This is a genomic window from Serratia sp. KG1D (assembly GCF_037150675.1).
In the GTDB taxonomy this organism is placed as follows: Bacteria; Pseudomonadota; Gammaproteobacteria; order Enterobacterales; family Enterobacteriaceae; genus Serratia; species Serratia nematodiphila.
The window spans coordinates 1,593,133-1,606,907 of the sequence record NZ_JBAGIH010000001.1 but is presented as its reverse complement, the minus strand read 5'-3'; the positions used below and the strand labels follow the sequence as shown (position 1 = coordinate 1,606,907).

Genomic DNA, 13,775 nt, shown 5'->3' with positions numbered 1-13,775 from the left:
TCTTATGAAAGGAGACCTGCATGAAACCAGAAAAAATAAACACCCTGAAGAAAGTTGTTGTTATTGGCGGTGGTTCATCTGGCATCGGCGTCATCGCAAGCATAAGGAAGCGAGTTAAAGATGCGGATATAACTGTCGTTGAACCCAATGACTGTCATTATTACCAGCCGGCATGGACCCTGGTGGGCGGCGGGCTCTTTGATATCAATAAAACGCAGCGCGCCATGCGCGATGTTATTCCTTCTGGCGTCTCATGGCTCCAGGACAGCGTTGTCAGGGTTGATCCCAATGAAAAATATATCGAGACCCGTCAGGGGAAACGCGTAAGCTATGATTTCCTTATTGTTGCCTGCGGCCTTGTTTTACGTTGGGATAAAATAGAAGGCCTTGAAGAGACGTTAGGATTTAACGGCGTCACCTCTAATTATCGTTTTGATCTTGCAGAATACACCTGGCAACTGGTCCGGGAGATGCAAGGCGGCAAGGCGATATTTTCCCAACCCACGCTTCCCATAAAATGCGCCGGCGCGCCGCAAAAAGCCTTATATCTTTCATGCGACCATTGGCGGCGGCAAGGCGTTCTGAATAATATTAACGTCAATTTCTGCCTTGCGGGCACGGCGGTTTTCGGCATTCCGCAATTTGTCCCCCCGCTGAGTGGCTATTTGGAAAAATACCGTGCACAGGTCAACTTCAATCATAATTTAATCCGTATAGATGGCGAAAATCGGCAAGCGATATTTGCCGTGGAGAAAAATGAAGAGGAAAAACGCGAGTTAACCCTGCCCTTCGATATGCTTCACGTGGTGCCGCCTCAATCAGCCCCGGCGTTTATTTCGCAAAGCGGACTCGCGGATGGCACCGGCTGGTGCGATGTGGATAAATTGACGCTGCAACATAAGCATTGGCCGGATATTTTTGCGGTAGGCGACTGTTGCTCAACGCCAAACGCCAAAACCCTGGCGGCAGCACGAAAGCAGGTGGTGGTGGTGGCGGAAAACGTCGCGGCACGTATTCATGGCACGCCTCTCACAGCCCATTATGATGGTTATGGTTCCTGTCCATTGACGGTCGAGAAAGGCAAAGTTGTGCTGGCGGAGTTTGGCTATGACGGTAAATTGCTGCCCACGTTTCCACTGCTCGACGCAACCCAGCCCAGCCGTATGGCCTGGTGGCTGAAAGCCTGGTTTTTACCCCGGTTTTATTGGGCGGGCATGCTGCGCGGGGTTGAATGGTTTGCCGGAAGCAAGCGGCCGTGATGCACTCTCGGCTCCCCTTGTCGCTCTGGCCGCAGCAGGCGCTTGACTATTTGGCGATACACAGCCACCATCGCTTGCGAGCCAGCAGGCTGATTGCAAGCCGTCACCACTAACCGGTCGATCAACGATGAAAAACGCACCCGCCGTTACGATTCACTACTGTTCACAATGCAACTGGCTGCTGCGCGCCGGCTGGATGGCGCAAGAGCTGCTGAGCACCTTCGGCGACGATCTCGCCTCCGTCACCCTGATGCCGGGCAGTGGCTCGGCTCGCCACAGGGGTAACAGCGTCTGCAGAGCGCCTTGCGCCAATTCTTCTTTCACCACCCAAGACGACACGATCGCGACGCCCAGCCCTTCCAGCGCCGCCTTGCGCGCCGCATAAAGGCTGTCGGTGCTCAACCTCGGCGCGATGTCGAAACGCCGCTGTTCACCGCTGGTCGCGTGGGTCAAGACGACCTCATTACGATAAAAACTGTTTACCGCCAGCCACGGCAATGAGGCCAAATCGTCGAGATCGACGATCGCCGGTCGTTCAGCCAACAGCGCCGGTGACGCCACCGTGCTGCGCGGCACCTCCGCCAGCAACACCGCCACGACCGACGGATCGGTCACCGCACCGACGTGAATGGCGCAATCCACGCCTTCGGGAATAAAGTCCGGAGAATGATCGTTCAGCGTCCACTCAACGTAAGTTTGCGGGTAGCGCCGCAAATACTCGCCCAACGGACCGATCAGCTGATCCTGGCCGAATGCGTGCGGCGCCCGCACGCGCAACACGCCGACCGGTTCGTCGCGCGCGCCGCCAAGCCCTTCTTCCAGGCTTTGCCATTGTTCAATCAGCCCCCGCGCCTGGCGGTAACAGCGCTCGCCGTCGTCGGTCAGTTTGAGGGCGTGGGTGGTCCGCTGGATCAGTTTGGCGCCCAGCAGCTGTTCCAATGCCTGCAGACGCCGGCTGATCGTCGGCTGCGAAGTGCCCAGCTGCTGCGCCGCCGCCGACAGGCTGCCGCTTTCGACGATGCGCACCAGCGTATGCAGCAAAGTTATGCGGTCGCCGTTAGGTAAGTTAATTTTATTCATACGTTGAGTGTATAACAGTTTTACCTGCGAGGGGGCTACAGCGGCATGAAGCAAGCGGTAAAAATGACCGCACATTCACTTTGCAGGAATTTTTGCCATGAACACCGCCACCACCCACGGCGCACCGTCCGCCAACGTCGTATTTCTGCTGGCCGCCGGCGCCGGCCTCAGCGTCGCGTCAATCTATTACAGCCAGCCCATGCTTGGCATGATGGGCGCCGATTTCCACGCCGGCGTCGCCGATGCCGGCATGGTGCCGACGCTGACCCAGTTGGGCTATGCGCTGGGCATTTTACTGTTGGCGCCGCTCGGCGACCGGTACGATCGCCGGCGGATCATTCTGGTAAAAGGCGCGCTGCTGACGCTGACGCTGTTACTCTGTGCTTTTGCTGCCTCGTTCCCGCTGTTGTTGCTCAGCAGCCTGGCGATAGGCCTGACCGCCACCGTCGCGCAGGACATTATCCCCGCCGCCGCCACGCTGGCGCCGGAGGCCAGCCGCGGCAAAACCGTCGGCGCAGTGATGACCGGGCTATTGGCCGGCATTTTGCTGTCGCGGGTGTTCAGCGGCGCGATCGCCGAGTACGCCGGCTGGCGCAGCGTCTACGCACTCGCGGCGCTGGGCGTTTTGTCGATCACGCTGGCGATCTGGCGCATGTTGCCGCGTCTTCGCCCTCATAACGCGCTGAGTTACCCCGCGCTGCTGCGCTCGCTGGGACATCTGTGGGCCGAGTATCCCGCGCTACGGCGCGCAACGCTGGCGCAAGGCTTTCTGTCATTGGGCTTCAGCGCTTTCTGGTCAACGCTGGCGTTGATGCTGGCGGAGCGCTACCAGATCGGCAGCGCGGCCGCCGGCGCGTTTGGCCTGGCGGGGGCGGCGGGTGCGCTGGCGGCGCCGTTGGCGGGCAGTCTGGCCGATCGGCACGGCCCTGACGTCGTGACCCGTATCGGCGCGGGACTGGTTCTGGCCTCCTTCGCCTTGATGTTTCTGCTGCCGCTGTTGCCGCTCCCGGCGCAACTGGCGCTGATTGCGCTGAGCGCCGTCGGATTCGACCTGGGCATCCAGGCTACGCTGATCGCGCACCAAACCATCGTTTACGGTCTCGACCCGGCAGCCCGCAGCCGATTGAACGCCCTCTTGTTCACCGGCGTGTTCATCGGTATGGCGACCGGCGCCGCCCTCGGCAGCCGCATTCTGGCAAGCGCGGGCTGGCCGGGCGTCGTGGCGCTGGCGACGGCGGCGGGGGCCGTGGCGCTGTGGATCCGCAGCGGGCGCAAAACGGCGCGCGTAGTGGCCTGATAGCGCACTCTGCTGGCGCAAGCGGTTGATTTCACCCAGGCCTCTTGCGCTATACTGAGCGCCCTTTTTGCTACGCATTTAAAACAATTTTATGATGGAACGCTTGCTAGAAAACGCGATGTACGCCTCCCGCTGGCTGCTCGCGCCGGTTTATTTCGGCCTTTCGCTCACTCTGGTCGCCCTGTCGATCAAGTTTTTTCAGGAAATTCTCCACGTCCTGCCAAATATTTTTGCCGTTACCGAAGCCGATCTGGTGTTGACCTTGCTGTCGCTGATCGACATGGCGCTGGTCGGCGGCCTGTTGGTGATGGTGATGTTCTCCGGCTATGAAAACTTCGTCTCGCAATTGGATATCACCGAAGGGAAAGAGAAACTCAGCTGGCTGGGAAAAATGGACGCCACCTCGCTGAAAAACAAGGTCGCCGCATCTATCGTCGCCATCTCCTCCATTCACCTGCTGCGGGTGTTTATGGACGCCAAGAACGTGCCCGACAACAAGCTGATGTGGTATGTGATCATCCACCTCACCTTCGTGCTCTCCGCCTTCGTGATGGGTTATTTGGACAAGGTGACCCGCTCCAAGCACTAAACGCGCCACCACGCCCGATCGTCAGGATCGGGTGTCTTCCCCTCCTTCGCTGTTCCCCAACCGTCACCGCCGTCATGTCTTTCATCTGGCACATCTGATGATAATTTTATTATAATGTCATTACACTCATTATGGACCGAACGCCGGCCACGCACCGGATTCGCCGCAGACAGGATCACGCACTTCCATGCCATTAAACGGTCACCCCCTGCAATTCAACGATATTCAGGCGATCCTGCCTCATCGTTATCCCTGCCTGTTGGTCGATCGCGTGCTGCCCGCCGGCACCTGCATTGCCGAAGGCCGGCTGAGCGCCATCAAGAACATCACCGCCAATGAGCCGACGTTCTGGAACGGCCATGCGCACTTCGCCGGTTTTCCCGGCGTGCTGTTGGTGGAAGCGCTGGCGCAAAGCACCGGGCTGCTGGCGCATTATTATCTCGGGGCGTTGAATGAAGGGGAACATTACTACTTCGCTTCCATTCAGCGGGCGCGGTTTTATCGCGCCGCCCGTCCCGGCGACCAGGTGTTGATGGAGGTCGCCTTTGTACGCCGGCGGGGCGCGATCGCCCGCTTCACCGGCCGCGCCAGCATCGATGGCCGGCGCATTTGCACCGCCGATTTCATGTGCGCCCGTAAATAGGCCGCTTGCCAAAGGAAACCTGCGAATACCATGTCTCTGGTTGACAGCTTACTCAGAACCCTCGATTTCTCCCCGCGCGGCCAGGTGATCGCTCGCGAAACCGACGCCTGGGGCGAAATCATCGTTTCTGATCACAAGGACTACCGCACGCTGCGGTTTGACGGCATCTGCGAGCAAAGCAAGATGAGCCTCAGCAACCCCGCGCAACCGATCCACAACTACATCAAAGCGATGCTGATGGCGGTGGCCTGGCAGCCGCCGACCTCGGCGTTGATCCTGGGATTAGGCGGCGGCAGCTTGCTGCGTGCGCTGCACGCGCTCGATCCGGCCATGCGTCTGGACGTGGTTGAACTGCGCGCCGCGGTGATCGCCGTCGCACGCCGCTATTTTACGCTGCCGGCCACCGACACCATCAGCCTGCGTACCGCCGACGCCATGGACTTTGTGCGCCCGCCCGCCGAGACGCGTTACGATCTGATTTTCTCCGATCTCTATTCGGCGTTCGCCATGGATCCGCAGCAAGGCACCCAGACATTCCTGGAAAACTGCGCCGCGCGGCTGAACGACGGGGGCTGGCTGGTGCTCAATTACCACGATCTGCCCGATGAAAACAGCCTGCTGTACCACAGCCTGCACCGGATATTCGGCACCGTATTATTTTGCGTCGCCCCCAGCGGCAACGTGATCATTTACGCCACGCCGGCGCAGGTGACGTTGCCGCTCAGCACGCTGCGCACGCTGGCCGCCGGCAGCGGCGAGCTGTTCAACTGCGAACTCGGCTACCTGTCACGCAAAATAGAACGGCTGCATTTCCGCTAAGAACGAGCGGCGACGCGGTCTGGCTGGCCGCTTCGTCCACATGGTATTATCATTCAGTCATCATTCTCTGGAGGATCCTGATGGAAAAGAAAACGGCGCGGCTAACGGTGCTGATTGACCCGGACAAGAAGAAAGCTCTGGAAGAGCTGTGCCTGCAGCAGGACGTCACCCCTTCTCAGGTGGTGCGTCAGCTGATCCGCGATTATCTGCACAAGCATCAGGTGGATTATCCCAGCCAGCCGACCCACGCCAATCCGCGCGTCGAGAGCAATTGAGGCGGCCCGCCCCATAAACCGTGAAGCGCGCTTTGCCCCCCTGCGCGCGTCCCTAATCCGAATCCTCCACGGCGGTCTGTCCATCCTGCGATATCGCTGCTACTGTTTTAGGCGTTCATTATTCTCTCTTGGGGAAGGAAACGCGCCATGTTCAGCCATATTACCGTCGGCGTCAGCGATCTGGATGCCGCCGCCGCGTTCTACGACGCCATTCTGTTGCCATTGGGCTTACAACGGCGGGAAGTGACGCCGGACGGCGGCCCCGCCGCCCGCTGCTGGGTGATGCCAGGCCAAACGCTGCCGCGTTTTTACGCCTACCAACCCTTCGACAGACAGCCCGCCAGCGCCGGCAACGGCAGCATGCTGGCCTTTCTCGCCGCCGACGAGCTGGCGGTTAAACGCGCCTACGCCGCCGGTCTGCTGGCGGGCGGCAGCAGTGAAGGCGAGCCCGGCGAGCGCGCGCACTACGGCAAAGGCTATTTCGGCGCTTACCTGCGCGATCCCGACGGCAACAAGGTGCATGTGGTTTATCGGGGAGATCTCGCCTGATGAAATGCTCGGTTTACATCGCCACCAGCGTAGACGGATTCATTGCCGGCCCGGACGGCGACATCGACTGGCTGCTGCGGCCCGAATATGCGGTTTCGCTGCTCAATGGGTTGAGTTTTGAAGCGTTTGTCGCCGACATCGACGCGCTGGTGATGGACCGCCATACCTATGATAAAGTCCGCGCCTTTCCCGAGTGGCCCTATGGCGCACTGCCGGTGGTGGTGCTGTCGACGCAGCCGCCCGCGCCGCACGCAACGGGCCACGTTCGCTGGATGAATGGCGAACCGGCGGCCATCGTGGCGCAGTTGGCCGAGCAAGGCTGCCGTCACCTGTATATCGACGGCGGCCAGACCGTGCAGCGCTTCCTGCAGGCCGGCTTGATCGACGAACTGACGATTACGCGCGTGCCGCTGCTGTTGGGCGGCGGTATCCCCTTATTCGGCGCCGATGGCCAGGAGCAGCGCCTGCGCCTGCTTGCCGTCACTTCATCGGACAACGGTTTCGTGCAAGAACGCTACGCGGTTCAGCGCGCGCCGTAACGCAGCATCAGGCGGCGACCGCCGAAGGCGATGAGCAACGCCGCCAATGCCAACAGCGCCGCCACGCCGTAGCTCACCCGCATGCCGTAAGTCGCGGCGGCCGCAGTGCCCGCAACCTGCTGCGAAGCCAGATAAAACAGCGCCCCCATCGCCGACGCGCCGGTGATCGCCCCCAGATTGCGCGACAGGTTCACCATGCCGGCGATCAGCCCGCGCCGTTCAGGAAACAGATCCTTCATCAGCATGGTGTTGTTGGCCACCTGAAACAGCGCATAGCCGGCGGTCAACAGCGCGATGGGGGCGATATAGCCGAGCACGCCCCAACGGTTAAACAGTGACAGCAACGCCGCGCCTGCGGCCACCGCCGTCAGCCCAAACTGGGCGATGCGCTGCGATCCGAAGCGATCCACCAGATAGCCGGCCGGTATGCCGGTCAGGATCGCCACCGCCGGTCCCGCCGACATCACCAGCCCGACCTGCGCGGCGCTTAAGCCCAGCGCCCGCGACAGATAGAACGGCCCGACCACCAGCGTGGCGGTCATCACCGTCATCACCAGCGCACTGGACGCCAGCCCCGCCGTCAGGGCCGGATGGCGGAACATCGACGGCGCAAGCAGCGGCGATGCGGCGCGGCGTTCCACGCGGATAAACAGTGCCCCCGCCAACAGCGCCCCCAACATCAACGCCAGGTTAAGCGCGCCGAAGTCGCCGCGCCCGAGGGTCATCGCCAGCGAATAGCAGAGCAATGCGCCGCCCAGCAGCAACGTGCCGGCGCGATCGAACGGTTCCGCGCGCGTTGCCGCGCGCGGCCCATTCGGTAAGTATCGCCAGGCAAGCCACAGCGCCAGCAGCCCCAGCGGCAGGTTGATCAGGAACATCGCCCGCCAGCCGAAACCGGCGATCAGCGCGCCGCCCAACGACGGCCCCAGCGCGGTGCCCACGGCTGACATAGTGCCGAGCAGCCCCATCGCGCGGCCGATTTTTTCCTTCCCCAGAACCTCGCCCGCCAGCGCCATGGCGATCGACATCATGACTGCGCCCCCCAGCCCCTGCGCCAGGCGCGCCGCCAGCAACAGCCACAGTTGCGGAGCCAGCGCGCAAGCCAGCGAAGCGGCGGTAAACAGCGCAATGCCCGCCAGCAGCAGGCGGCGACGATTGAGGCTATCCCCCAAACGGCCGATGCCGATAATGCAAGTGGTGACGGCCAGCAAATAGCAGAGCAACACCCACTGCACCGCCTGGAACGAGGCATGGAACGCAGTGGCGAGCGCCGGCAGCCCGACGTTGGCAATGCTGATGCCAAGCGATGACAGCAGCATGCTCAGAGAAAGAGCGGCCAGTATGCCGCGGACGCCTTGCGGCGAAGGGTGGGATAACATGATGAACACTCCTGACATAGACTGCGGGTAAGCCTATGTCAGGGGTTAGCATGGCGGAAGACGCATGGCATGCACTGTATCCATGCGCCTGACGCCTTATCTGACGCGAGCCGTTACCAGGCGGCGATTTCCGCCTCGGAGAGCGGCAACGGCTGAGTCACACCGGTTTCCGCCGCCAGGGTGGCCGCTTCCAGCACCGCCATCACCGCCAACGCCTGCGCTGCGGTAACCGGGTTGGCGCCTGCGCCGCGCAACGCATCGCGCACCTGGAAGTAATACTGGCGCTGATCGCCATCCGGCGTCGGCAGCGTGCGCATCGGCTCCGTGCCGATAAACAGGCTCATCGCGTCGTCGTCTTTGCCCCACTCCGCCGAACCCGGCGTCACGCCGGCCAGCAGCTGGCTCTCCTGCCCGTCGGCGCGCGCTTTGACCACGCTGCCTTTCTCGCCGTGCACGGTAAAGCGTGAGACGCCGCCCGCCACCAGCATGCTGCCGTGCAGGATCACGCGGTGCGTCGGATAGTTCAGCACCACGTGGGCCCAGTCGTTAATCTGCGCGTTGGGGCGCAACGTAGCGATGTTGGCCTGCACGCTGTGCGGCAAACCGAACAGCTGCAGCGCCTGATCGACCATGTGCGGCCCCAGATCGAACCACAGCCCGCTGCCTGGGAGGTTTTGTTCACGCCAGCGCACCCGTACTTCAGGGCGATAGCGGTCGATATGGGACTCAAAGTGCGTCACCTTACCGATCAGCCCCTGCTCGATCACCTGTTTCACCCCCAGGAAATCGCTGTCCCAGCGACGGTTCTGGAACACCGACAGCAGGCGGCCGTGCTTCTCCGCCGCGGCAATCAGCGCGCGCGCCTGCGCCAAATCCAGCGTAAACGGCTTATCCACCACCACGTGCTTGCCCGCCTCCAGTGCGGCCAGCGCCAGCGGCGCATGGGTGTCGTTCGGCGATGCGATCACCACCAAATCCACCTCCGGCCGGCGGATGGCCTCCAGCGGATCGGCGAGCACCTGCGCGTGCGGCAGATCGGCATGTACCTTGGCGGCATCGCGCGAAGCCACCACGCTCAGTTCCAACCCCGGCACCGCGTTAATCAGCGGCGCGTGAAACGCCTTGCCGACAAAGCCATAGCCAATCAGCGCCACCTGCAACGGTCGAGCGGTATCGTTCATCAGTGTTCTCCTCTAGCGGTCGTCGGCGACGACACAAAGTTCAATCAATGATTGTTCGTCCAGGTTGTCCCACGGGCGATCGGTAAACAGGCGTTGGATCTGCGCCAGATCCGCAATGAGATGCGGTTCGCAGCGGTCCAGTTTCATATGGTCGGCCACCAGCCAGCGCTCGCCGCTGTTAGCCAGCATGGCGCGTTTGACCTCTGCATCGGCCTCTTCGCCGGCGCTCAGTCCCAGCTGAGGATGCACCGCGCAGGCGCCCAGCAAGGCGATATCCGCACGGTAGCGCGCCAGCAACGCCAGCGTGGCGCTGCCGGCGAACAGCCGCTGGCGCGCATCCCACTGGCCGCCGAGCAAGATCAGGTTGATCTCCGGCCTGTCGCTCAGGCACTGCGCGATATCCAGCGAAGCGGTGATCACCGTCGCCGGGCCGCGCAACGCCTGCGCCACCGCCAACAGCGTACTGCCCGCATCCAGCATCAGGGTGCTGCCGGGCGGGATCTGCGCGGCCACCGCGCGGCCAAGCCGCTGCTTGACCTGCGGCAACAGCGCAGCGCGCGCCTGGCGCGGCATGCCGGAGGGTTCGAGCGCTATCGCGCCGCCGTGATGTTTCTGCGCCAACCCTTGCCGCTCGAGATCGGCCAAGTCGCGGCGCACGGTATCGACCGAAACACCGATGGCGGTGGCCAATTCCGCCACCGCCGCCTGCCCGCGTTCGCTGAGCAAATCCAGTAAATGGCGCTGTCGTGCCGCTTTGTGCATGGGGTCATTTCCGCAGTAGAACGCATAAAACAGCAATATACCGCAAAAAGAAGCAAAAAAGAACGCCCGTCGGCGGCGCATTCCGCATCAAACATTAAAAAAGCATTAGGTGGATAATCGAGCGTCACCAACAAGGAGAAGTTATGAAAATCGACCTGATGTTCGACGATACCGCCGCCAGAGCGGTGCAATACAACGCCCGCGCGTCGGTGGAGGATTTTGACGCCTGCATGGCGGAATACGCCGCGCTGGCCCAGCGCGCCAAGGCACAGACGCCCGGCATTTACGATCTGCGTTACGGCATGAGCGCCGCCGAGCGCCTCGATCTGTTCCCGGCCTGCACGCAGCCCGCCCCGCTGCTGATCTTTATTCATGGCGGCTACTGGCATTCACAGCGCAAAGAGGAAGCCTGTTCGATGGCCGCCGCGTTTGCCCAGCGCGGCGTGGCCGTCGCCACGCTGGAATACACGCTGGCGCCAGAAGCGACGCTGGCGGAGATCGTGCACGAGGTGCGCAGCGCCGTCGCCTGGCTTTATCATCACGGGGCGCCTTTCGGCATCGATCCGGCGCGCATTTTCGTCAGCGGCAGTTCGGCCGGCGGCCACCTGTGCGGCATGCTGATCGCCGACGGCTGGCAACAACGCTATCGCCTGCCGCCCGACGCGATCAAAGGCGCGCTGGCGCTGAGCGGCCTCTACGATTTGCGCCCGCTGTGCGATATCTACATCAACGACTGGCTGCATCTGACGCCCGAACAGGCGCAAACCCTCAGCCCGCTGTTTCTGCTGCCGGAGAAAGACCATGCGCCGCAGATCCTGCTCGACGTCGGCCAACGCGAAACGCAAGGGTTCAAAAACCAGACGCAGGCCTATTATGACGCCTGCCTGGCGCGCGGCCTCGACGTTCAATTGCTGGCCGATCGCCACTGCAATCACTTTACGCTGGTCAACGAACTGGCCGATGCGGAAAGCGCGATGTTCCGGCAGGTGATGGCGATGATTGACGCAACGCAGCGGTAGCCTGCCGTTGCAACCGCAGCCTGGCGGCAATCGCGATCGCCGCCAGTGCGGCAAACATGGCCCCACACAGCAGGCTGCCCTGTAGCCCCCACGCGGCGATAAACCAGCCGCCCGTCAGCGCCCCCACCGCCACCCCCAGATTGATAAAGGCGATATACAGCCCGGTGGCGAACGCTGGCGCCTGCGGCGCTTCGGATGTCAACCAGACCTGCGTCACGATCAAACCGCTGGTGTGCACCGCTCCCCAATACAGACAAAGCACCGTCATCGAACCGATATTCGCGCTGCCGTAGCGATACAGCAGCGCATAAGCCACTATCAAGGCTAGCGGGTGCAGCAGCACCGTCACTGCACGATGGCGGCTCAACCCCTTGCCGGCCAACAGGTTGCCCGCGACGCCGCCCACACCGAACACCACCAGAAGAAAGCCGATGGCGGCGGCGCCAATGCCGGCTTCACGGCTGAGATACTCGGCCGCATAAGCGTAGACGGCGAACATCGCGGCAAAGATCAGCACGCAGGTAATGATATTCAACCACAGCGTGCCGCTGCGCAGGATTGCCAGCTGTTTGCCATAGCTGAGGCGCTGCACGGCCGCATCAGGCAAGCGCCACAGCAATCCCAACGCCGCCAGAAGGTTTACCAGCGCGCAAAATCGGAACGACGCCTCATAGCTGAACTGCCCGGCGATCCATTGCGTCAATGGTATCCCCAACACCATGCCCATGCTGGTGCCGATAAACGCATAAGCGGTTGCTTTGGTGGCCAGATGCGGCGGATAAAGCGCCGCGGCCGCCACCATGGCCAGTGAAAAATAGATCGGATGAAACAACGCCGGCACAATGCGCAGCAGCATCAGCATGGCAAAGCTGTCCGCCTGAGCGGCCAGCGCGCTGGCCGCCGCAAACACGGCCAACGCGATCAACAACATGCGTTTGCGATTGAAACGCGACGCCAGCAGCACCAACAGCGGCCCGAGCAGCGCGATGGTCAGGGCGAAAATCCCAACCAGCCAGCCGGCCTGCGCCGTGGAGATGCCATACCGTGCGATGATCTGCGGCAAAATGCCCACCACGCCGAACTCGATGCAGTAGACGCCGAACAGCCCCAGCGCGATGAAGAAAATCGGTGGCATCAGGCGCATTGCATCGCTCCCGTCGCGGCATAGACCGCCTGACAAATCTCGCCGACAAAGGCGCCGGACATGCCCTCCAGCGCCGTGTTGGTAAACGCCACCACGCTCAGTTGCCGGGCGGGATCGACGAACCACGAGTGGCCATAGGTGCCGCCCATTCGCCAGCTGCCAACGGACTCCGGCGTTTGCGCGGCGATGGGGTCTTTCAGTACGGTAATGCCGAGGCCGAAACCACGCCCCGGCCAAAACGGCATCGGCAAATCGCCGATTTGGTTGGTGGTCAGCGCCGTCACCCATTCGGCCGGCAGCACCTGCCCGCCCCCCTGGCGCAACGCTTCCAGCAGGCGCAGGAAATCCTCCGCCGAGCCGACCATGCCGGCGCCGCCTGAGGCGTAAGCCAACGGATCCAACGCTCGCGCCGGCGACAGATGAAAACCGGCGCTGCCATCGATGAACGGTAAACGATCCGGTTGGCGCAAACGGCGCGGCTCGCCGGGATGGTCGGCGTAAGCGGCCGCCAGGCGCGCGGCGTCCACCGCAAGGAAATCGGTATCCGTCATCGCCAGCGGCCCGGTCACCCATTTTTTTACTGCCTGCGCCAGCGGCAGGCCGCTCGCCTGTTCGATCGCCGCGCCCAGGACATCGGTGGCGATGGAATAGCGCCACGCCGCGCCGGGCGCAGCCAGCAAAGGGGCGCAGGCAATACGCCGCACGTTCTCCTGCAGGCTGACAGACGCTTCATCCATGCCGTCGGAGACGCCCAGCTGGGCATAGAATCCCCCTTCCGGCTGGAAAAAGCGGTAGCTTAGTCCGGCGGTGTGGGTCATGAGATGCCGTAGCGTCATCAACGGAGCGGTGCCATCCGCCAGCCGCGGGCGAAAATTCGGCAGCCAACGGGTGATCGGATCGTCTAACCGCATGGCGCCTTGCGCCATCAATGCCAGCGCCGCCGTGGACACGATCGGTTTGGATACCGAAGCCAGACGAAACAGCGTATTGAGCGCCATCGGCTTGCCCGCTTCGCGATCTGCCATGCCCGCCGCGCGGCGATAAACGATCTCACCGCCCTGCGCCACCAAAACGACCGCGCCAACCAATCGTTTTTCGCGCAAGGCTTGCTCAATCGCGCCGTCAATCGCGTTGGCAGAGGATCCGTATTCATTCATCTTTATTACCCCAGGTAGTCAGCCCATGCTGTCGCCACCGAGCATAGAGCGTGGCGATTAACGAAAAAACAGGCTAGATTTCC

At 62.2% G+C, this 13,775-nt stretch carries 14 protein-coding genes and 2 pseudogenes; 10 read left to right on the top strand and 6 right to left on the bottom strand.

The genetic code is table 11. The features are described 5' to 3' along the window. Positions 1-20: 20 nt before the first annotated feature. Together WFM45_RS07940 and WFM45_RS24655 are read left to right on the top strand one after the other, a co-directional pair. Positions 21-1,259 (top strand): NAD(P)/FAD-dependent oxidoreductase, encoded by a 1,239-nt coding sequence (locus tag WFM45_RS07940; protein WP_085336912.1) that lies wholly within the window; start codon positions 21-23, stop codon positions 1,257-1,259. A gap of 127 nt (positions 1,260-1,386) precedes the next feature. Next, positions 1,387-1,470: pseudogene (locus WFM45_RS24655) on the top strand (Rdx family protein); the annotation flags it as partial. 44 nt (positions 1,471-1,514) lie between these two features. Here the strand turns inward: WFM45_RS24655 and WFM45_RS07935 are convergent. After that, positions 1,515-2,339: pseudogene (locus WFM45_RS07935) on the bottom strand (LysR family transcriptional regulator); the annotation flags it as partial. Positions 2,340-2,436: 97 nt separating this feature from the next. Here WFM45_RS07935 and WFM45_RS07930 point away from each other — a divergent pair. The 7 genes from WFM45_RS07930 to WFM45_RS07900 all read left to right on the top strand — a co-directional run bounded on the left by WFM45_RS07930 (position 2,437) and on the right by WFM45_RS07900 (position 7,050). Beyond that, positions 2,437-3,636, top strand: a complete 1,200-nt coding sequence (locus tag WFM45_RS07930) for an MFS transporter (RefSeq protein WP_060559651.1) — start codon at positions 2,437-2,439, stop codon at positions 3,634-3,636. A 94-nt stretch (positions 3,637-3,730) separates the two neighbouring features. After that, on the top strand, positions 3,731-4,225 hold the full coding sequence (locus WFM45_RS07925; protein ID WP_004928561.1) for a TIGR00645 family protein: 495 nt from the start codon (positions 3,731-3,733) through the stop codon (positions 4,223-4,225). Between the two features lie 187 nt (positions 4,226-4,412). Continuing rightward, the gene (gene fabZ, locus WFM45_RS07920; protein WP_004928563.1) at positions 4,413-4,868 is read left to right on the top strand and encodes a 3-hydroxyacyl-ACP dehydratase FabZ; all 456 of its coding nucleotides are present in this window, start codon (positions 4,413-4,415) and stop codon (positions 4,866-4,868) included. Between the two features lie 30 nt (positions 4,869-4,898). Then, positions 4,899-5,687, top strand: a complete 789-nt coding sequence (locus WFM45_RS07915) for a spermidine synthase (RefSeq protein WP_004928565.1) — start codon at positions 4,899-4,901, stop codon at positions 5,685-5,687. An 80-nt stretch (positions 5,688-5,767) separates the two neighbouring features. Next, complete coding sequence (locus tag WFM45_RS07910; RefSeq protein WP_004928567.1) at positions 5,768-5,962, top strand: ribbon-helix-helix protein, CopG family; 195 nt, start codon at positions 5,768-5,770, stop codon at positions 5,960-5,962. Positions 5,963-6,109: 147 nt separating this feature from the next. After that, positions 6,110-6,511, top strand: coding sequence for a VOC family protein (locus WFM45_RS07905; RefSeq protein WP_015377846.1), 402 nt, complete (start codon positions 6,110-6,112; stop codon positions 6,509-6,511). Then, entirely contained in the window at positions 6,511-7,050 is a 540-nt protein-coding gene (locus WFM45_RS07900; protein WP_336955022.1) for a dihydrofolate reductase family protein, read from the top strand. The genes WFM45_RS07905 and WFM45_RS07900 overlap by 1 nt, the downstream gene beginning before the upstream one ends. Here WFM45_RS07900 and WFM45_RS07895 read toward each other — a convergent pair. From WFM45_RS07895 to WFM45_RS07885, 3 genes are all read right to left on the bottom strand, one after another. After that, positions 7,035-8,429 carry an MFS transporter gene (locus WFM45_RS07895; protein WP_336955021.1) on the bottom strand — a complete coding sequence of 465 codons (1,395 nt, stop codon included), beginning with the start codon at positions 8,427-8,429 and terminating at the stop codon, positions 7,035-7,037. The genes WFM45_RS07900 and WFM45_RS07895 overlap by 16 nt on opposite strands. Before the next feature lie 113 nt (positions 8,430-8,542). Continuing rightward, positions 8,543-9,610, bottom strand: a complete 1,068-nt coding sequence (locus tag WFM45_RS07890; RefSeq protein WP_336955019.1) for an oxidoreductase — start codon at positions 9,608-9,610, stop codon at positions 8,543-8,545. A gap of 12 nt (positions 9,611-9,622) precedes the next feature. Further along, positions 9,623-10,372 (bottom strand): DeoR/GlpR family DNA-binding transcription regulator, encoded by a 750-nt coding sequence (locus tag WFM45_RS07885; RefSeq protein WP_336955017.1) that lies wholly within the window; start codon positions 10,370-10,372, stop codon positions 9,623-9,625. A 143-nt stretch (positions 10,373-10,515) separates the two neighbouring features. On the opposite strand from WFM45_RS07885, the gene WFM45_RS07880 reads away from it, so the two are divergent. Beyond that, a complete protein-coding gene (locus WFM45_RS07880) occupies positions 10,516-11,391 on the top strand; it encodes an alpha/beta hydrolase (RefSeq protein WP_033633080.1) in 876 nt (291 codons plus the stop codon). Here WFM45_RS07880 and WFM45_RS07875 read toward each other — a convergent pair. Both WFM45_RS07875 and WFM45_RS07870 read right to left on the bottom strand, forming a co-directional pair. Further along, complete coding sequence (locus tag WFM45_RS07875) at positions 11,318-12,535, bottom strand: MFS transporter (protein WP_085336916.1); 1,218 nt, start codon at positions 12,533-12,535, stop codon at positions 11,318-11,320. The two genes, WFM45_RS07880 and WFM45_RS07875, sit on opposite strands and share 74 nt — an antisense overlap. Then, a complete protein-coding gene (locus tag WFM45_RS07870) occupies positions 12,526-13,692 on the bottom strand; it encodes a serine hydrolase domain-containing protein (protein ID WP_336955013.1) in 1,167 nt (388 codons plus the stop codon). Before WFM45_RS07870 ends, WFM45_RS07875 begins: the two co-directional genes overlap by 10 nt. Positions 13,693-13,775: the final 83 nt, after the last annotated feature.